The sequence below is a fragment of the Mycobacterium sp. IDUB_37 genome, assembly GCF_055419245.1.
The window spans coordinates 215,921-234,466 of the sequence record NZ_JBVAXG010000002.1 but is presented as its reverse complement, the minus strand read 5'-3'; the positions used below and the strand labels follow the sequence as shown (position 1 = coordinate 234,466).

The window sequence follows — 18,546 nt, the reverse complement described above, 5'->3', positions numbered from 1 at the left end:
AAAGTGGTCACAGGCCTCGTCACACACCCAAGAATTCGCTGATGTTGCCGCTGACGATGCGGGCGGCATTCTCCGGGCCGACGGCCTCGACGACTGCCCCCAGCGACTTCTCCGAATAGCCGTAGGTGCTCTCGTTGTGCGGGTAGTCGCTGGACCACATGACCTTGTCGACCCCGATGCGGTCGATCAGCTCCAGACCCAGGGGGTCAACCATGAACGATGCGCTCATGTGCTGGTTCCAGTAGTAGCGCACGTCATGTTCCAGCGGCCGGTTGAACATGTGCTGATAGGACGCGACCAGATGCTCGGCATCCTGCAGTGCCCAGGGCACCCAGGCGATGCCGCCCTCGAACCAGCCGATCCGCAGGCTCGGGTGCTGATCGAGGATGCCGCCGAAGATGTACTTGGAGAACGTCTCCCGGAACCCGTCGATGTTGATCATCATGCCGACCACGACGCTGTTGAACTCGCACGGACTCTTCGGCGGCGTCTCTCCGATGTGGTGGGTGACCGGAAGACCAGAGGCCTCGATCTCATCCCAGACGGCGCTCATCGTTGTGCTCGCATAGTCGATCGGATTGCCGTCGTCATCTTTGCCGGGGTTCAGTGGCATCAAAAAAGTCTTGAGCCCCAACGCTTTCAGCTCCGCCAGCGTCTCCCGGGTGCCTTTCGGGTCCCACCAGTTGATCAACCCGGCGCCATAGAAGTGTCCGTTGGAGAGTTCTTGAAGCTCCGCCATGTACTCGTTGTAGATGCGAAAAGTGATCTCGCGCAGCTTCTTGTCCGGATAGTGGAAGAGCGCCAGCACCGCGTTGGGGAAGGCGAGTTCCTTGTCGACGCCGTCCTCCCGCAACTCCTGGATCCTGGCCTCGATGTTGGTGCTGGCCGCGCCGGGCAGGTCGTCGTACTGCATCAGCACCGCGCTGAAATCGCCCGGCAGGAACGACTGACCTTTGCGCCCCACCTGATAGGCGCCTTCCTCGTACCAGATCCGTGGCGCCTTGTCCTTCAGGTCCTCCGGGAAGCGTTCGTAGAAGATGTCGGCGGCAAGTGAAATATGGTTGTCGGCCGAGAAAACCTCGGTGCCGGCGGGCAGCCCCACTTCGGTTTCGAGAGCGTGTCCGCGCCGATCCTTTGGTGCACCAAAGCCTTTCGGCGGATATAGAGTGCTTGTCATCATTGACCTCATCAATCTAATTGGGCTGAAATCAGGCTTACCAGGTCACCGGCAGTTCGTAGACGCCATAGGCGAGACGGTCGTGTTTGAACGGGACTTCTTCGAGCGGGACGGCCAGCTGCAAAGTGGGAATGCGGCGGAACAAGGTGCGGAAGACAATCTGCAGCTCGGCACGGGCCAACTGCTGGCCCACGCACTGGTGCCTGCCGTAGCCGAAGGCGACGTTGCGGTCGGCACCGGAGCGGTGCAGGTACAGCCGATCCGGATCGGTGAAAGCCTCCGCATCCCAGTTGGCGGGCGCCAGATCGATGATGATGCCCTCACCCCCGCGAATGACCTCCCCTGCGATGTGGATGTCTTCCAGGGCGACGCGGCGCTGGCCGTTCTGAATGATGCTGAGGTAGCGCAGCAATTCCTCGGCCGCGTTGGCGACAATCTTGGGGTCCTCGGCGTCGCGGATGGCGGGCAGCTGGTCGGGATTCTGCAGCAACGCAAGCACGCCGAGCCCGAGCATGTTCGCGGTGGTCTCGTGCCCAGCGATCAGCAGTCCAGTGCCGAGCTGCGCAGCCTCCTTGACGCTGAGGTCGCCTGCCTTGACCCGCTCGGCCAGATCGGAAACCGCATCCTCGGACGGGTTCTCCATCTTCGCCTCGACCAGCCGGCAGAGGTACTTGTGCAGGCTCATTGCACCCTTGACGGTGTCCTCACCCGTTGCGTACCGCGCCAGTCCGACGTTGGCGTGATGCTGGAACATGTCGGCGTCTTCGTAAGGGACGCCGAGCAATTGGCTGATCACCAACGATGGCACCGGCAGCGCGAGTGCGGTGACGATATCGGCCGGTTGCGGACCGGCAAGTATCGCGTCGATATGGTCATCGGTGACCTGCTGGATGGTGGGGCGTAGGTTCTCCACCCGACGAAAAGTGAAGGGCTTGGACAACATTCGGCGGAATCGGGTGTGTTCGTCGCCATCGGCAGTGAAGACCGAGCGTGGGCGCTTATGCACGGTCGACAACATGCCGGCGTTCCAGTGCGGGAAACCGGGCACCCGGTCGTCGACGCTGACCCGGGAATCCGAGAACAGTTCCCGGCACTGCTCGTATCCCGTGATGAGCCACGGCGTACTGCCGTCCCAGATCCGGACCCGCGATAGCGGCCTGGCTTCGGCCAGTGCCATCACATCGGGGGGTGGGGCGAATGGGCAGCCGGCCGCCCGTTCCATCGGATACTCCGGGATACCGGTGTCGGTGGTGCTATCGGTAAGCGTGTCAGACACGGTCACTCCTCGATCTGGATTGCCAAGGCCGGGCAGAACGCGGCGGCTTTGCGCGCACCCTCTGTCTGGTCGGCGGTCGGATTGGCGTTGAGCAGGACGACGACGCCATCCTCATCGCGTTGGTCGAACAACTCGGGTGCGTTCATCACACAGTTTCCGGCCGAAGCGCAGACGTCTTGATCGACAGACAGTTTCATCTGCTCGTCTCTTCGCTTGTCGGCGTCACGGGCGCCAGCCACAGACCCACGATCGCGTCGATGAGACCGGTCGCGGCAGCCCGCCAGGTTGCCCGGGGCATGGACGTACCATCGGCGAGCGCACGCTCGAGATCGGCACAGGTGTGCATCAATAGGTTGCGCGCCATGATGTTTCGCTCGAACCGAACATCGACCGACCAGTCGGGCAGGCAGCTGTTGATGCCGTCGACGACCTGGACCAGCGACGGTGAGCTCAGCGCGTCCTTGACGACGATGTTGTGGTAGGCGGGATCGGTCATGGCCTGCGCAGCGAACCGTGCGTACCAGGTGGGATTGCCCAGGGCTTCGAGGTGCTCGGTCAGGGGGCATACCAGGCAGGCCACCCAGTCGCGCATTCCTGCCGATGCCGGCAGGGAGGTGACCAACTGCTCGCGTAACTGCTCGATGGGTCCGCGGTGTCTCTGCTCGATCGCGCGAACGAGGTCCGCCTTGGTGCCGAAGTGGTAACCGACCGCGGCGTTGTTGCCCTGCCCGGCAGCTTCGCTGACCTGCCGATTGGATACCGCGAACACCCCGTGCTCGGCAAACAGCCGTTCGGCGGCGACCAGGATCGCCTCCTGAGTGGAGCTGGCCCGCTCGCTGCGAACGGCCCTGCCGACTGTGGTCATACAACCCAGTGAACCGCGATCCGCGGCCTTAAGTCAAGCGACTGCTTTAATTATGTCACTGCGACCCTGGACGCCACGCTGGCGTGACGCTCGACGCCCAACTTCGCGCTGGCGTGACGCTCGCGGGATGGCGGCGACTGGTGCGCTATTGCTATGCGGTGAGGTCGGTGGTGGCGGGACCTTCGAGCAAAGTGCCGTCCGGAGCGAACCTCGAGCCGTGCAGCGGACACTCCCAGGCTTGGTCGGCGTCGTTCCAGTTGACGATCCCACCGAGGTGCGGGCATACCGGCGAGACGGTGCGCTCGACGCCGTCGACCCGTGACCTAGCTTCCAGATGCCACGGCGGGCCGCTGACCACACCGCCTTCGTCGTCTTCTGGGTCCCGGTTGATCCAGCGCGTCGCCGGTGTGATCCAACCCCGGCCGAGATTCAATCCCACCTCGAGGTTGGACTGCATCGCCGTGACCAGACCGGACAGCTCGTGTCGACTCCAACTGGCGAATGCACTGGCCCAGTCCATCCGGCCGCCCAGGATCCTACTCGACAGGGCCAATGCCGCCGCCGGACCATTGGTCATCCCCCACTTGTTGAATCCTGTTGCAATGAAGATAGTTTCGAAGTTCGGCAAGATGGGGCCGACGTACGGCAATTCGTCGATTGGGCTGTAATCCTGCGCCGACCAGAAGTGGGTCTGCTTCGCGCCCGGATAGTGCAGGCCGGTCCAGGAGGACAACTCGTCAAGTGCTTTGGTGGGGCTCTTCTCCCGACCCACCGTGTGTCCGGCTCCGCCGACAATCAGCAACTCGCCATCGCCTACCGGCGCGTATCGCACCGAACGGGTCGGCGAGTCGGTCGAGATCATCATCGGCCGGGTGATGGTGCCAGGAACTTCGAAAGCCAGGCAGTAGGACCGCTGGGGTTTCACACGCGCAAAATATCCGCCGCGGTCCAGAATCGGCGTCCCAGTGGCGAGCACCAGTTGGTCGGCGCGTAGATCGACGTCCTGTTGTGCCTCATCGTTGACTGTCACGCGGACCCCATTGCCCCGGCTGGACACGCTCCGCACCCGCGCGTGCTCGACCAACCGCCCACCGTGCCCCAGCAGTTCTACGGCAAGAGCATCCAGGAACTTCATCGGATCGAACTGCGCCTGCCCCGCGAGCTTGACTCCACCGTGATAGGGAAACGGCACATCGGCGTCGTCCTCCCATGTAACTGGTAGTCCGACCGTCGTCGCGGCCTTGAATTCGTCGCGAGCATCCTTGACGCCATCGGGGGACTGCGCATAGGTGTAGGCATCTTCACGTTGGACCGCGACGCCGTGCTTCTCACAATGGTGAAGCACCCATTCCATGCCTTCTCGGTTTCCGTCCAGATAGGCCCGGGCGGTGTCCCGGCCATGCTTGGGCAGAATCTTCGACAGGTGGGTGGCCTGCAGCAGGCTGATCTTGGCGGTGGTGTTTCCCGTCGCGCATGCGCCGACCGTGCGCGCCTCCAAGACCAACACATCCTTGCCTGCGCGTGCCAACAAGACCGCGGTGGTGAGCCCGGTAATGCCGGCGCCGACCACGATGACGTCTGCAGACTGCGGCCCGTTCTCAAGCGATCCTGCAGCCCAAGGTTTTTCGGTCCGATCGGCAAGCCATAAAGAAGTCACCGGGGTTTGGTACCCGCAATTGCTACCGACAAACGAACGAACGCCCGATGAGACGTCGCCGGCTACTCAACCTGACTGGGCTCGAGACCTTCGGCGAGCGCCCCCAGACGCCACAGACACTCACGATTGCGCGGATACACCGCCGCCAGCGCCAGCTGATCAGGCAGCACACTGGCAGGCCCCGTGACGGGCACCTCAATCATCTCGATCCGGCAGCCCTTCGGAATGTCTATGAGCCGCATAGTGATACGGGCCGCGCCGAATAAGCCTACTCGTGCCTTCAATACGAGTTCTTCTCCCGGCGTGCAGCTTTCAACCTCGGTTTTGTCGTTGATGACCATTGGCCAGACCCCGACCGAGTGCTTGATGGAGGATCCGGGCTCCGGCCAGTTTGAGTCGACCGCGCGAGTGCGGCTATTGCCCACCACCCACTGGGCGTAAGTCCATCCATCCGCCACCACGTCCCAAACGCTTTGGCGGGATGCCGACACGTCTCGCGTCGTGGTCAAGGCTTTAGTCAGGTTCATCAGAAGTCCTTCCGCGCTGGAACACCATCTCGGGATACCCGAACCACCGGAAGGTAGCGCTCAAATCGCCAAGCAGTCTTTCAGTAGGAACTAACGCCCCACGGTGGGCTTTCCGATGGCATCCCACGCCCCCGTGCACCACAGCGCCCAGACCACCAGTACCGGCTGGAACAGCAGCCGGATACCCCGGGCCAGGTCCGAATCCAGTCCGAAAGCACTCGTGTGTGTTGCGAATTGGGAGATATTGCCGGGAAATACCAGCACGAAGAAGATCGCTGCGATCCAGCCGAGCAACACTTGCCACCGGGTCAGCAGCAGTAGGCTCGCTCCGAGCACAATCTCCACCACGCCCGAGGCGACGACGATGAAGTCTGCGTTCAACGGCAGCCAATGCGGCACCTGGGCATAGAAGGCGGTGCGGGCGAAACTGAGATGGGCCACCCCGGCGAAGGCGAGGAAGGCACCCAGTGCGACGCGGGCTATCGTTCGCAGCATGACTACCGTGCCGAGTTCTGGAACCGAGCGGTCATGGCTTCCTAGCTTTGCTTTCTGGACCGGATCACCTTGCCCGCCGAGGCCCCACCGTCCACCGGTAACACGGTTCCCGTGACGTAACGCGACCGGTCGGTGGCGAAATACAGAGCGGCTTCCGCGACGTCGTCAGGGGTTCCGTCGCGCTTGAGCGGACGGTCGTCGCGCATCGTCTGACGGATCTGCGCCTCGAATCGTTCCAGTTCCGCGGGATCCACGTCTTTGGCCGACGAAGCCAGGATCGGCGTTGGAATGCTGCCCGGCGCGATGGCATTCACCCGAATCTCTTTATACGCCAGTTCAATTGCCGCCGACTTGGTGAACTGAATGACCGCGGCCTTCGACGCCCGATAGGTCGCCACGCCACCGCCGGCCTGGATGCCGCCGATAGAACTCACATTGATGATGGATCCGCCGCCATTGGCCGCCATGTGCCGCGCGGCATCACGGGTACCCACCATCACCCCGAGGACATTGACCGCCATGACGCGGTGGAAGTCGGCGAAGTCGTCGTCGAGCAGGCGGCCCAGGGGGCTGGAAATGCCGGCGTTGTTCACCATGACATGCAGGCCACCGAACTTCTCGACCGTGGCCGATATCAGCGCACCGACTTGTCCGGGATCTGACACGTCGGTGCGGTGAAACAGTGCGCTATGGCCCAGCGTGGACGCGAGGGCCTCGCCGCCGTCGGTTTCGATATCGGCGATGACGACGCGCGCGCCCTCGGCGACAAACCGCTCCACGAGGCCGCGACCGATCCCCGACGCCCCACCGGTGACGACGGCAACCTTGTCCGCCAGTTCGTTGACCACAAGTCGAGTTAATCGGCGTCGCTGCCATTAAGTCAAGCAGTTGATTTAAGATCATCCGCCACGGGAGAGCTCCGAGATGGACTACGGACTTTCCAGGGTTCCCGTGGCCCACTGGCGAGACGATGCTGAAGGTGCCAGTTATCGGGAAACGGGAAAGGCACGGCAATGAAGGTTTTGGTCATCGGTGGCACCGGGCTCATCGGCTCGCAAGTAGTCGCCAACCTCACCGAACTGGGACATGAGGCGATCTCGGCATCGCCGAGTTCGGGTGTCAACGCACTGACCGGCGAGGGTGTCGCCGAAGCGGTGGCCGGCGTCGATGCCGTGGTGGACGTGTCCAACTCACCCTCCTGGACCGACGAGGACGTGCTGAACTTCTTCACCACCTCCTCCCGCAATCTTCTGGAGGCGGAGCGGGCCGCCGGTGTGCGGAACCACGTCGCGCTGTCGATCGTGGGAGCCGACCGGGCGGCGTCCAGCGGCTACATGCGCGGCAAAGTCGCTCAAGAGAAGGTGATCGAGGACTCGGGATCTCCCTATTCGATCGTGCGGGCGACCCAGTTCTTCGAGTTCGTCGACGGCATTGCCGATTCGTTGACCGACGGTGACACGGTGCGCGCGCCGCACGGGGCCTTCCAACCCATCGCTGCCGCAGATGTCGCCGCGGCCGTCACCCGTGCCGCGATCGGCGATCCGGTCAACGGGCTGATCAACATCGCCGGGCCCGAAAAGCAGGGCATGGACGACTTCATCCGAACCCGTCTTGCGGCGACCGGTGACACGCGTCAGGTGTTGACCGACCCCGAGGCCCAGTACTACGGAGCGGTGCTCGACGATCGCATGATCGTTCCGATCGAAGGCGAAGAAGTCACGGTCTACCCCACCAAGTTCGGCGAGTGGATGGCTTCCCGGGTGCCGAGCGGCGCGCAGTAGTCGCGCCTCGCGCCCTTAGGGCAGCTGTTCGCGCCGCACCGACTCTTGGGCAAGCTGTACCCGCGAGGTGTAGCCCAACTTGGTGTACACGTGCGTGAGGTGCGCCTGGACAGTGCGTGGGGAAATGAACAGGCGATCCGCAATGTCCTTGTTCGTCAAGCCCTCACTAACCAGGCGCGCCACGTCCAGCTCCGTGGGGGTCAGCGCCGCCCAGCCGGTAGACGGCCGTTTTCGTTCGCCGCGTCCACGCAGCGCATAGGCGATCGCGTCCTCGGACGAGAGTGCGAGGCCGTCGGTCCAAGCCGGCTCGAAGGCATCAGCCAGTTCGATCTGGCAGGCCTCGAGCGCGTCTGCGTATCCGGCCTGATACACCGGTAAGCGGTACTCGCCGGTACGCCTGCGCATGGTATCCGCTGCACCGAAAAGCCTTGCTGCGTAGGTATACTCGCCACCGAGCACCCCAAGTCTGGCCAGACACTCCAAGATCGCGGGAAGGCCGAGAGCCGCTTCGATCTCGACGGCGATCGACAAAGCCTGATGGGAATCGCGCCGCGATTGTTCGGTATCCCCCAGGTCCGCTGCGATGTAGGCACGAATGACCAACGCCCACATCCGGTGCCAGCCACGCAGCGTGGCGACCGCCTCGTCGGCCAGCGCTCGCGCCTTGGCCAGATCGCCCTCGAGGTGAGCACATTGAGCAATCGCACTGATAGCGACCGTGCCACGGTGGACTCCGGGGTACTCCCAGACTTTCGCACCGATCTCACGTGCGGTGTGCACATCGTTGTCAGCAACGGCGGCCAGCGCCACAACGGTCGCGGCGGCTAGTTCGAGCACGACGTCGAGTTCGGCGCCCGCCGTCATCGCCGCGCGGCCGACCGCACGGGCTGCCGCCGCGTCACCGCGATACACCAGGCAGCAGCCCTGGCTGACCAGACACAACGTCACGCCGAAGACGTCGCCTTCGGATTCACTGTCGGCTAAGACCACGCGAAATGTGTCTATGGCACCGACCAGGTCGGCTTGAAACATCTGGGCCATCCCAACGGCCCAACGACACCAGTGCGCATTCGACCAGTCATCCAGCGCATCGGCAATGTCGGCTCCCTCACTGCCGATGGCGATGGCGGTTCCGGGATCGCCGGCCATCGCCGCGATATAGGCCTGGCGACCCAGGATCTGACTGAGCCGCCAGTCATCGCCCGTCATCCGCACTAGTTCAATCGCTTCGGCGAAATAGGCTGCGGCCGAATTGAAGTCGAGACCGGCAAGACAGCCGCTCGCGGTGAGGGTCCGGGCCAGCAGCGCCGGATCGCCGAGTTCCCGCGCCGTCTGAACGGCCTGTTCGACCAGTGCCTGGCCATCGGTGGCCACAGTGAACGAGTCGAGGACCGCTTTGTCGGCTATGGCGCGGGCGGATATCGCCGGGGTCACGGTTTCGGCGTCGAAGCTATGGTCGGCCAATACCGAATCGAACCAAGTCAACCCTTCCCTCAGCCGTCCGCGGCACTGCCACAGCGGCTGCAGCGACGATGCAAGCTGTAACGCCGCAGCGGGCTCACTGAGATCGCAGCAGTACGCGAAAGCGGCCCGCAGATTGTCGATGTCCAACTCGACGCGCTCGACATTGCGGCGAAAATTGTTGCGCGTCGGTGTATCCAGCTCGGCGGCCAGCGCGGTGTAGTGGTCGCGGTGCCGGCCACGAACCGCCTCACCGTCACCGGACTTGTCCAGTTCCTCGACTGCGTAGGCGCGGATGGTCTCCAGCATCCGGTATCGCGCCCGCTCGCCGAGGTTGTCGGTCTGTACCAGTGATTTGTCCACCAGCAGGCTCAACTGGTCGAGCACCTGATACCGCTGCATGCCCGCGCCGCCGCACACCGCTACGGCGGCGTCGAGGTCGAATCCCCCAGCAAACACTCCCAACCGTCGGAACAGCACTTTCTCGGCGTCGGAGAGCATCGAATGTGACCAGTCCACCGAAGCGCGCAAGGTCTGCTGGCGCCGCACCGCGGTGTGCGCACCACCGGTAAGTAAGAGAAATCGGTCGTGCAGGCTGTCCCTGATGTCTGCCACCGAAAGTGCCCGCATGCGGGCAGCGGCCAGTTCGATCGCAAGCGGCATGCCATCCAGTCGGCGGCATATCTCGGTGACTGCATCGACGTTCGCCTCAGTGAGGATGAAGTTGGGTCGGACGTGGCGGGTGCGGTCGGTGAACAACTCGACGGCCGCGTCTGCCAGCGGCAACGAGGGAACCTGCCAGTTCACCTCGGCGGCGGTACGTAGCGGTTCGCGACTGGTTGCCAGAATTCGCACGGCCGGGCACCGGCTCAGCAACGCAACAACAAGTGCCGCAACAGCTTCCAGGAGGTGTTCGCAATTGTCGAGCACGATCAGTGCCGCACGGTCGGCGATGCGTGCGGTGAGCGTGTCGACAATCGAGCGGCCCGGCACGTGGTGCAGTCCCATCGACTGGACCACAGCGGCCCCGACCAGGTCCGGGTCGGCGATGGGGGCGAGGTCGACGTATTGAGGCGACATACCAGAATCTTCGGCAAGGCGAGCTGACAGTTGGATGGCTAAGCGTGTCTTGCCGACACCACCCGCACCGGTCAGCGTCACCAATCGGTGGTCGACGAGAAGCCGCCCGACTTCAGCGATTTCGGCACTGCGTCCCACGAAGCTGGTTAGTGGAATCGGAACATTCTGTACGGCAGTCCTATTCGGTGAACGCAGCGGCGGGAACTCGACGCGCAAGTCAGGATGGCACAACTGCAGAACACGCTCGGGTCGGGCCAAGTCGCGCAGCTGATGACTACCCAGGTCGGTCAGCCATGCGCCGTGCGGCAGGTGATCGACCGCCAGCTGCTCGGTCGCGGCAGTCAGTACGGTTTGGCCACCGTGGGCAAGGTCGCGCACTCGCGCGGCCCGATTGATAGTGGGACCGATGTAGTTGGCCGCGTCGCGCAGCTGAATCTCGCCCGAATGCAGGCCGATACGCAGCTTCAACGGCGCCAGCGGCGCGCCCTGCAATGCCAAGGCACACAAGGCGGCGTCGCTGGCCCGAGTGAAGGCGATGACGAAGCTGTCACCCTCGCCCTGCTCGACGGGACGTACCCCGCGGTGGACATCCACCAGAAGAGAGAGCGTCGCGTCTAAGCGCGCTACCGCTTCGGTCATCTCAGCCGGCTGGCTTTGCCACAAGGCGGTGGAACTCTCGACGTCGGCCAGTAGCAACGTCACCGTTCCGGTAGGCAATTCGCTCACGCCCACCTCACTCCAGTTCACCGGCGGCCCGCCCGCGCGGGGATCAGATTCACCCATGCTAGCCAGCATGCGACGCTCCGGCGCCGGTCAACATCAGCGAATATGCGTACATCCAAGAGCAGTCGCCACCGTGCCGAAATTACGCAATCCGGCCAATGCTGCGGTCCCGGTGCGCGCCGCATAGTCGGTAGACCGACACACGAGGAGACCAATAATGACCCGACAATTCTGCGAATCCGCGGTAGATGCCGTCATTGCAGGACACTGCGATCCGCGCTTCGCCGACCTGGCCCGCGCACTCGCCGATGAGATCAACACCGGGGGCGAGCTCGGCGCGGCGATAGCGATCGACATCGACGGCCAATTGGTCGTCGACATGTGGGGCGGATACGTCGATCGTGCCAAGACCAGGCAGTGGAACCAGGACACCATCGTCAACGTCTTTTCCAGCACCAAGAACATCGCATCCCTGGCCGCCCTGGTGCTCATCGACCGCGGCCTGCTCGACCCGTTCGCGCCCGTCGCCAAGTACTGGCCGGAGTTCGCCGCGAACGGAAAGCAGGGCATCGAGGTGCGCCACGTGCTCAGCCACACCTCCGGAGTGTCGGGGTGGGAGCTGCCGTTCACGATTGATGACATTTACGACTGGGAGAAGTCCACTGCGCAACTGGCGGCGCAGGCACCATGGTGGACACCGGGCACCGCATCGGGTTATCACGCGGTGACCAGCGGCCACCTGATTGGCGAGATCGTGCGTCGAATCACCGGTATGACGCTCAAAGAGTTTGTCCGCAAGGAAATCTCCGAGCCCCTGGGCGCTGACATTCAAATCGGCGCACGGCCTGAGGACGACAGCCGCATCGCCGAGTTGATCCCGCCGCCCGCGCTGGACCTACCGCTGGATCTACTCCCCGAGGAACATCCCATGCGCAAGACATTCGGGGCGCTCGCGCCGAACAGCGAAGCCGCGTTGCTGGCCCAGACGACGGCCTGGCGCCGCGCGGATATCGGGTCGGCCAACGGACACGGCAACGCACGCTCGCTGGTGCAATCGCTGTCGGCGATCTCGTTGGGCGGCAACGTCAACGGCCGGCGGTTCCTGCACCCGGAGACAATCGACCTGATCTTCTCCGAGCAGGCCGACGGGATCGACCTGGTGATGGGTATGCCCGCACGCTGGGGTATCGGCTACGCCTTGCCCAAACCCGAAGCGGTGCCTGACATTCCGAACGGAAGAATCTGCTACTGGGGCGGCTGGGGCGGTTCCATGGTGGTGATGGATCTCGATCGCCGGATGACGTTCTCCTACGTGATGAACAGGATGGGTCAGGTGACCGCCGCCGGGTCTGACCGCACCCAGAAGTACACCCGGTTGATCTACGCGGCCATGGCCTGAGCAACGGCAGGGGTCGGCACGCGGGCGAGCCGGTACAACGCCAGTACGGTCAACAGACCCACGAGAACCAAGGCACCCCAAACTAATTCATCGATATTCAGCCGGTGCGCCACGCTTATCAACGACCCGACCACAAGGTTGCCCGCCAGAATTCCCACACCGACGATGGTGCTGTAGAACCCGTAGTGCGTCGCTACCAGCTTGTCGTCTGCCAGGGCGACAACGGTACGCATCTCGAACGGGAACAGCGCAGCCGAAGCGATGGAAACCAGGCCCGCCGACAGCAGGAAGGCCGCGACACCACCAGCGGTTCCGAACCGCTCGCCATTCGGGACAACCGCGAGCGGCAGGAAGGCCACGGCCATGATCACCGCTCCGACGACCAGGCTGCGGCCAGCATCCCAGCGGGCCGCGAACCAACGGGTGATGCGCAGTTGACCGGCGACCGCGAGCACCCCCGATATCGTAAACATCGCTGCTACCAGGAGGGATGCGTGGTTTGGCAGCAGCGCCGCGGCCTGCATGGGTAGTGCCAGGTAGATCTGAAAGCCGAGCACATAGGTACCGATCATGGCCGCGGCGAACCCCAGGAATCGCCGGTTGCGCAGCACCGTGCCCCAGTCCTGCAGGGTCGAGGTCCGTTCGGTGTCATGATCGGGAGCCTGTTGAGGCAGTGCAAACATCTGTGCAATGGTCAGCACGGCGAACACCGCGGCAGCACCGAGCACGGTCGCCCGGAAATCCAACGTCAACAACGCAAGCCCCACCAAGGGTCCGGCCAAGATGCCCGACTGGTAGAAGACGTTGAAGGTCGCGAATGCCTCGATCTTGCGGTCGCCGGAGTCAGCCGCGACGTAGGCCCGCACCGCCGGGTTGAACAGCGCCCCGGCGAAACCCGTTGCCGCCGAGGCAATCAACAGGCCGGGCAGGGACTGCGCCACCGCCAGCAGCACGAAACCTCCGGTGCGTAAGAGACATCCCGCGACGATCAGCGGTTTGTACCCGAACCGATCGGCGAGCGTGCCACCGGCGAAGTACATGCCCTGCTGGGAGAAGTTGCGCACCCCGAGTACCAGGCCAACGGCCCAGGCCGCCAGCCCGAGTGGGCCGGCGAGGTAGTCCGCCAGATACGGCATCAACATGTAGAAGCCGACGTTGATGCCGAACTGATTGATCATCAGCACCCGGCTGGGCCGGTTGAAACTGCGGAATTGCGCTAGGAATCTCATCGGGCCACCGCCCGCGCGGGCTTGACGATCGCGGTGCTGCGCGTCCAGCGGGTGACGACGGCATCGGTCGGCGAAGCAATTTCATCGGGCCGGCTTGCTGGCTGCCGTCCGAGCAGACCGTGTTCGTTGCAAAAATCGTCGTTGTAGATGGTGTCAAAGTACCGCTGGGGGCCGTCGGGGAACACCGCGGCGATCGTGGTGTCCGACGGCAGGGTGCGCGCAGCCCATCCGGCGACCAGTGACACCGCACCAACACTCCACCCGCCGCTGGCGTAGTGGGTGGCCGCCATGTTGCGCGCAGCCCAGACGGCCTCGTCGGGCGCGACCCAGTGCACTTCATCGAACGCGCCGTAGTCGACGTTGTCCGGGTAGATGCTGGAGCCCAAGCCGCGCATCAGCCTGCTCGCCGCGGGCTGGCCGAAGATGGTGGACCCGACGGTGTCGACACCGATCAAGCGCATGTCCGGGTTGAACTCTCGCAAAACTCGGGCAACACCGGCCGAATGACCGCCGGTACCGACCGAGCACACCAGCACATCGACGTCGCCGAGTTGGCTCATCAGCTCGAGCGCCAGCGAGCGGTAGGCATCGACATTGTCGGGGTTGCTGTACTGATTGGGATTCCAGGCACTGGGGTCGGCGGCCAGCAGTTGTTTGACCCGGTCCTTGCGGGCCTGTTGCCACCCGCCCACCGGGTGTGGTTCGGTGACCACGTCGACCCGGGCGCCATAGGCGGTCAACATCCGCGCGATGATCGGTTCCAGGCCTGGATCGGTGACCAGGGTGACGGGGTGTCGATAAAGATTGCCCGCCAACGCCAGGCCCAATCCCAGTGTTCCACTGGTTGATTCGACTATTGCCCCACCCGGCGCGAGATCGCCTCGGGCGCGGGCACGTTCGACCATGTGCAGGCCAGGACGGTCCTTCATACCGCCGGGGTTGTATCCCTCCAATTTGGCCCAGAATCCGCGGTCGGCGGCGCGCACCGGGCTCGCGTTTCCGGAGACCCAGAGCACCGGGGTGTTACCGACCATGCTGCCAAGGTGGCGATTCCGGCCCGGCGGGAGTTGGTATCCCTCGGGAATCTTGCGGTAGCGATCGCGGATCTGGCCGCGAACGGGGCCCAGACGCACTGAGGTGAGATGCGATCGACCGGGAACAAGAATCAGCGGATCGGCCGCGCTGACAAGGGCATTGGCAGTGACGGGCAGGTTGATGTTCATTTTTCTCATCGCTTCTGCATCGGCCGGCATTGAGGCACGGCTTCAACCAAGGTGGGATATGGGTCAGCGGTCACTGGTCGTGGCGAATAGCCATACGACCGGGCGCTGACCCGTCAGCGACGAGTCAGGCAGTAACGAATCAAGAGATTTTGGCCGGAGCGAGTCAACCCACCCGGCGGACCACGTCCGGCAAGCTTGAGCCGGTGGGCGTGTGTATCCGTGGCAACCGGGGCCGACCACGCCAGCTCAGGCGCGAAAGCCGTTGATTCGGAGCGGGGCACCGGTGCGTTGGCAAAGTTCAACGGGCACGGCGGAGTCGAATTGTCCGATAAATGCGCGTGGTTCATATTGACCATGAACTCGGCACCCACTGCCGCGGCCAGCGGATGAATCGGATGCGCGGCGTGGTGTCCCTGTTGCGGCGACCAGCATGGCGCCAGCACCGCCACTATCGACCATGCCGCGACGATCGCGACGAACGCGAATCGCGGCAAGCGGGCGGAGTGGACTGCCATACCAGCAACATATACCCCCATAGGGTATGTGTAAAGTTAAGTTCACCAGCATCACCGGCAAACCGGGTTGCACGATGACTGATACCTGAGCAGGGTGGTAGGCGTTCGGAAGCGACTACCACCTAGCAACACAGACGAGGAGCGGGCGATGCCGGTGCTACCGACAAGTGGTAACCCCTCTGACAGCCAGGGGCTCACCCGGCGCGGCTTCATAGCCGCCGGAATTGTTGGTGGATTCGCGCTCGCCGGGTGCAGCGGCAGGGCACCCACATCACCCATGTCCGCTGCGATAGCGGCTGCCGAGGCTGCCCGTCCGCACAGCGGAAGGACCGTAACCGCCAGCCTGGCGCCACAACCGGCGAAGGTCGACATCGGCGGCCGAATCGTCGACACGCTGGCATACGGCGACAGCATCCCCGGACCGCTGATTCGGGCCACCGTCGGCGACGAGGTCGTCGTCTCGGTGAGCAACAAACTCGACCGCCCCACATCGGTGCACTGGCACGGCATCGCGATTCGCAACGATATGGACGGCGCCGAACCCGCCACCCCGAACATCCCGGCCGGCCAAGACTTCACCTATCGGTTCTCGGTTCCGAATGCCGGCACCTACTGGGCCCATCCGCACACCGGACTCGACGCGGACAAAGGCCTGTACCTGCCGTTCATCATCGACGATCCCACCGAGATCGGTCGTTACGACGCCGAATGGATTGTCATCCTTGATGATTGGACCGACGGCGTCGGCAAGTCCCCACAGCAGATCTACGACGCGCTGACCAGCCCGAACAAGCCTCCCATGGAGGAGCCCCCGAAGCCTCCTCCGTCGTCGACCACCACTCCGACCACTTCCGGGACCACTTCCGGGACGCCCCGGACCACCAGCGGCACCCCGAGTACCAGTTCGAGCCCATCAAGCTCGCCGACATCGTCCGGGCCGGCCAGTCCCACGAGCGGGATGCCCGGCATGCCCGGCATGCCGGGGGCTCCGGGCGGTGCCGTCGGGACGAGCGATCTGCTGGGCGGCGACGCCGGCGACGTCGCCTACCCCTACTACCTGATCAACGGCCGAATTCCCGAAGCCCCCACCACCTTCACCGCAAAACCGAAGCAGCGCATCCGGATCCGTCTTATCAACGTTGCCTCTGACACCGTGTTTCGCGTCGCGCTGGCAGGGCATTCGCTGACGGTCACCCATACCGACGGCTTCCCGGTGATACCGACCCAGGTCGACGCGGTATTGATCGGCATGGCCGAACGCTACGACGTCGTCGTGACCGCAGCGGACGGGGTATTCCCGTTGGTCGCATCCGCGGAGGGCAAGAACGCGTTGGCACGTGCGCTGCTGTCCACCGGGAAAGGCAGCCCACCCGACCCGCAGTTCCGGCCGGTTGAGCTGACCAAGCGGGTCGGGACGATCGAGATGTTCACCGCGGTGACGGCGGCCAATTTGGGTCGTCCTGAAGCAAACCTCGACCTGCCGGTCGTCCTCGGCGGCACGATGACGAAATACGACTGGATGATCAACGGGGAGCCCTACAGTCGAACCAATCCGCTGCACGTGCGGGAGGGCCAGCGACCGACCCTGGTATTCGACAACACCACGATGATGTACCACCCAATCCATCTGCACGGTCACACATATCAGGTGATCAAGCCCGACGGGACGCTCGGCGCCCGCAAGGACACCGTCATTGTGCTACCCAAGCAGCAACTGCGCGCTGTGCTGTTCGCCGACAATCCAGGAACCTGGGTTATGCACTGCCACAACACTTATCATCAAGACGCCGGCATGATGACGCGGATAGACTACCTCTACTGATGACCCCGCCGGGACGCTCTCAGGCAACCCTGATCGTGTCTGCGGCGGCACCGATCGTCGCCTGGTCGTTTCCAGTGATGGTGTGCATCAGCGCTTTCTGCTCGCGCTCGCCACGCGCCGCCGCCCGGTCTCGACCACCCGGGAGTGCCACTGCGGCGAGGCTGCGAGTCAGGTTGACCGGAATCCGCAGTAGTGGATACCAGGGTGGGATGTACCCGGGTAAACCCAGAGTCTGCATCGCCCGGGGTCCGAGAAAGGCACTCGTCACCGACAGGTGCTGAGCCCACGCCAGCCTGCGGCGCAGGCCCGGCATGTTGTCGTACCGCCAGGACAGCGGGTCACTGACCATCGGCACCGCAAGCTGTTTGGTGGATTCGTCGGGGTGCGCAAGTGCCGTCGAGGTGTGATAGAGCACGCGGATGCCGTCCCGAAAGTCGTTGGGCAGCCACTGATCCCGTACCCCGATCAGCCAGCCGACGTAGCGGGTCAGATGCGCGACATCGTCCAACTCCCTTGGGGTGGGCACGATACCCATCGCTAGCGCGCCGGCGGTCGGGGCGATGAGAGCGCCGACCAGCGTCGCTGCCATGTCGGTCTGGTTGATCGGCAGACCCCACTCCTGCGCAGACCAGTCCGGTGCCGCTGCAAGGTAGCGTCGCACCAACGCGTGAATCAGGCGCACCCGGATCGTTGACCGGTAACCGACACCGAGCGGGAGCAAACCGCGGTCAGAGATGACGTCCATCGCCCACTGCATCGTTTCCGCGAAGCGCTGGTTCGACCCCTTCTCCAAAGCGCCCGTCCGAAGCAACGTCTTGTTGAAGCCGGAGAACTGATATCCGCCCAGCAACGAGACGTCGCGCGCGATGTACATGCCATCAGCGCCACCACTGCGCAGCGTCCGCTGCCCGCGGCGCACCGCACCCCAATCCACCCATTCGGGTACCGCCTCGACTGCATCGAAGAACTCGCGAAGCGGTTCCGGAGCGTCCGCAACGCTGGCGACACCCTCGGCGACGGCCCGATCGAAAAGCGGCCGTGTCTGTTTCATTCCGGTGGCGGACATCCACTCGACCAGTCGGTCCATCGGTTCGTCGCCGATGGTCAAATGCTCGCCGAGTAGCCGCCATTCTTCGGACGTGGGCTCGCGCAAGCCCAACAATGTCGCGAGCAACCGGACCGGGCCGGGGACTGCTCCCGGCTCGCCCGGGTGGCGAGCCGGGATCGACACCGGAATCAATTCATGCATTAACGATCTCCCTTGACCGCGAACGAATTTGGATAACGCGCATGTTCAGAAATTGAATAAATTCAAA

The 18,546-nt window shown here is 63.9% G+C and carries 16 protein-coding genes; 3 read left to right on the top strand and 13 right to left on the bottom strand.

The features are described from left to right. Nucleotides 1-19 precede the first annotated feature (19 nt). The 8 genes from ACZY1I_RS07640 to ACZY1I_RS07605 form a co-directional block, all read right to left on the bottom strand. Nucleotides 20-1,177 (bottom strand): amidohydrolase family protein, encoded by a 1,158-nt coding sequence (locus ACZY1I_RS07640; RefSeq protein WP_463753752.1) that lies wholly within the window; start codon nucleotides 1,175-1,177, stop codon nucleotides 20-22. Between the two features lie 37 nt (nucleotides 1,178-1,214). Next, nucleotides 1,215-2,453 (bottom strand): cytochrome P450, encoded by a 1,239-nt coding sequence (locus tag ACZY1I_RS07635; RefSeq protein WP_463753751.1) that lies wholly within the window; start codon nucleotides 2,451-2,453, stop codon nucleotides 1,215-1,217. Nucleotides 2,454-2,455: 2 nt separating this feature from the next. After that, on the bottom strand, nucleotides 2,456-2,650 hold the full coding sequence (locus tag ACZY1I_RS07630; RefSeq protein WP_463753750.1) for a ferredoxin: 195 nt from the start codon (nucleotides 2,648-2,650) through the stop codon (nucleotides 2,456-2,458). Next, nucleotides 2,647-3,318: a TetR/AcrR family transcriptional regulator gene (locus ACZY1I_RS07625; RefSeq protein WP_463753749.1), complete on the bottom strand. Its 672-nt coding sequence runs from the start codon at nucleotides 3,316-3,318 to the stop codon at nucleotides 2,647-2,649. Before ACZY1I_RS07625 ends, ACZY1I_RS07630 begins: the two co-directional genes overlap by 4 nt. Before the next feature lie 151 nt (nucleotides 3,319-3,469). Continuing rightward, a complete protein-coding gene (locus tag ACZY1I_RS07620; RefSeq protein ID WP_463753748.1) occupies nucleotides 3,470-4,975 on the bottom strand; it encodes an FAD-dependent oxidoreductase in 1,506 nt (501 codons plus the stop codon). Between the two features lie 62 nt (nucleotides 4,976-5,037). Beyond that, nucleotides 5,038-5,502, bottom strand: a complete 465-nt coding sequence (locus tag ACZY1I_RS07615) for an SRPBCC family protein (RefSeq protein ID WP_463753747.1) — start codon at nucleotides 5,500-5,502, stop codon at nucleotides 5,038-5,040. Nucleotides 5,503-5,592: 90 nt separating this feature from the next. Next, nucleotides 5,593-5,997 (bottom strand): DoxX family protein, encoded by a 405-nt coding sequence (locus ACZY1I_RS07610; protein ID WP_463753746.1) that lies wholly within the window; start codon nucleotides 5,995-5,997, stop codon nucleotides 5,593-5,595. A gap of 41 nt (nucleotides 5,998-6,038) precedes the next feature. Beyond that, nucleotides 6,039-6,845: an SDR family NAD(P)-dependent oxidoreductase gene (locus ACZY1I_RS07605; RefSeq protein ID WP_463753745.1), complete on the bottom strand. Its 807-nt coding sequence runs from the start codon at nucleotides 6,843-6,845 to the stop codon at nucleotides 6,039-6,041. 165 nt (nucleotides 6,846-7,010) lie between these two features. Between ACZY1I_RS07605 and ACZY1I_RS07600 the strand changes: the two genes are divergently transcribed. Then, nucleotides 7,011-7,778 (top strand): SDR family oxidoreductase, encoded by a 768-nt coding sequence (locus ACZY1I_RS07600; protein ID WP_463753744.1) that lies wholly within the window; start codon nucleotides 7,011-7,013, stop codon nucleotides 7,776-7,778. Nucleotides 7,779-7,793: 15 nt separating this feature from the next. Here the strand turns inward: ACZY1I_RS07600 and ACZY1I_RS07595 are convergent, their stop codons facing one another. After that, nucleotides 7,794-11,102, bottom strand: a complete 3,309-nt coding sequence (locus tag ACZY1I_RS07595) for a helix-turn-helix transcriptional regulator (protein ID WP_463753743.1) — start codon at nucleotides 11,100-11,102, stop codon at nucleotides 7,794-7,796. A 157-nt stretch (nucleotides 11,103-11,259) separates the two neighbouring features. Here ACZY1I_RS07595 and ACZY1I_RS07590 point away from each other — a divergent pair, with 157 nt between their 5' ends. Further along, the gene (locus ACZY1I_RS07590) at nucleotides 11,260-12,441 is read left to right on the top strand and encodes a serine hydrolase domain-containing protein (RefSeq protein ID WP_463753742.1); all 1,182 of its coding nucleotides are present in this window, start codon (nucleotides 11,260-11,262) and stop codon (nucleotides 12,439-12,441) included. On the opposite strand, the gene ACZY1I_RS07585 is transcribed toward ACZY1I_RS07590, so the two are convergent. The 3 genes from ACZY1I_RS07585 to lpqS all read right to left on the bottom strand — a co-directional run bounded on the left by ACZY1I_RS07585 (nucleotide 12,423) and on the right by lpqS (nucleotide 15,408). Next, complete coding sequence (locus ACZY1I_RS07585) at nucleotides 12,423-13,670, bottom strand: MDR family MFS transporter (RefSeq protein WP_463753741.1); 1,248 nt, start codon at nucleotides 13,668-13,670, stop codon at nucleotides 12,423-12,425. The genes ACZY1I_RS07590 and ACZY1I_RS07585 overlap by 19 nt on opposite strands. After that, nucleotides 13,667-14,893, bottom strand: coding sequence for a PLP-dependent cysteine synthase family protein (locus ACZY1I_RS07580; protein ID WP_463753740.1), 1,227 nt, complete (start codon nucleotides 14,891-14,893; stop codon nucleotides 13,667-13,669). The genes ACZY1I_RS07585 and ACZY1I_RS07580 overlap by 4 nt, the downstream gene beginning before the upstream one ends. Before the next feature lie 113 nt (nucleotides 14,894-15,006). Then, nucleotides 15,007-15,408: a putative copper homeostasis (lipo)protein LpqS gene (gene lpqS, locus ACZY1I_RS07575; protein ID WP_463753739.1), complete on the bottom strand. Its 402-nt coding sequence runs from the start codon at nucleotides 15,406-15,408 to the stop codon at nucleotides 15,007-15,009. Between the two features lie 148 nt (nucleotides 15,409-15,556). On the opposite strand from lpqS, the gene ACZY1I_RS07570 reads away from it, so the two are divergent. Then, nucleotides 15,557-17,230: a multicopper oxidase family protein gene (locus ACZY1I_RS07570; protein ID WP_463753738.1), complete on the top strand. Its 1,674-nt coding sequence runs from the start codon at nucleotides 15,557-15,559 to the stop codon at nucleotides 17,228-17,230. 19 nt (nucleotides 17,231-17,249) lie between these two features. On the opposite strand, the gene ACZY1I_RS07565 is transcribed toward ACZY1I_RS07570, so the two are convergent. Continuing rightward, nucleotides 17,250-18,479, bottom strand: coding sequence for an oxygenase MpaB family protein (locus ACZY1I_RS07565; protein ID WP_463753737.1), 1,230 nt, complete (start codon nucleotides 18,477-18,479; stop codon nucleotides 17,250-17,252). Nucleotides 18,480-18,546 lie beyond the last annotated feature (67 nt).

What these genes read in the sequence shown, in the direction of transcription:
- ACZY1I_RS07640 (WP_463753752.1), bottom strand. Translation starts at nt 1,177, where the DNA reads ATGACAAGCACTCTATATCCGCCGAAAGGCTTTGGTGCACCAAAGGAT.
- ACZY1I_RS07630 (WP_463753750.1), bottom strand. Translation starts at nt 2,650, where the DNA reads ATGAAACTGTCTGTCGATCAAGACGTCTGCGCTTCGGCCGGAAACTGT.
- ACZY1I_RS07625 (WP_463753749.1), bottom strand. Translation starts at nt 3,318, where the DNA reads ATGACCACAGTCGGCAGGGCCGTTCGCAGCGAGCGGGCCAGCTCCACT.
- ACZY1I_RS07615 (WP_463753747.1), bottom strand. Translation starts at nt 5,502, where the DNA reads ATGAACCTGACTAAAGCCTTGACCACGACGCGAGACGTGTCGGCATCC.
- ACZY1I_RS07610 (WP_463753746.1), bottom strand. Translation starts at nt 5,997, where the DNA reads ATGCTGCGAACGATAGCCCGCGTCGCACTGGGTGCCTTCCTCGCCTTC.
- ACZY1I_RS07600 (WP_463753744.1), top strand. Translation starts at nt 7,011, where the DNA reads ATGAAGGTTTTGGTCATCGGTGGCACCGGGCTCATCGGCTCGCAAGTA.
- ACZY1I_RS07595 (WP_463753743.1), bottom strand. Translation starts at nt 11,102, where the DNA reads ATGGGTGAATCTGATCCCCGCGCGGGCGGGCCGCCGGTGAACTGGAGT.
- ACZY1I_RS07590 (WP_463753742.1), top strand. Translation starts at nt 11,260, where the DNA reads ATGACCCGACAATTCTGCGAATCCGCGGTAGATGCCGTCATTGCAGGA.
- ACZY1I_RS07585 (WP_463753741.1), bottom strand. Translation starts at nt 13,670, where the DNA reads ATGAGATTCCTAGCGCAATTCCGCAGTTTCAACCGGCCCAGCCGGGTG.
- ACZY1I_RS07580 (WP_463753740.1), bottom strand. Translation starts at nt 14,893, where the DNA reads ATGAACATCAACCTGCCCGTCACTGCCAATGCCCTTGTCAGCGCGGCC.
- lpqS (WP_463753739.1), bottom strand. Translation starts at nt 15,408, where the DNA reads ATGGCAGTCCACTCCGCCCGCTTGCCGCGATTCGCGTTCGTCGCGATC.
- ACZY1I_RS07570 (WP_463753738.1), top strand. Translation starts at nt 15,557, where the DNA reads ATGCCGGTGCTACCGACAAGTGGTAACCCCTCTGACAGCCAGGGGCTC.
- ACZY1I_RS07565 (WP_463753737.1), bottom strand. Translation starts at nt 18,479, where the DNA reads ATGCATGAATTGATTCCGGTGTCGATCCCGGCTCGCCACCCGGGCGAG.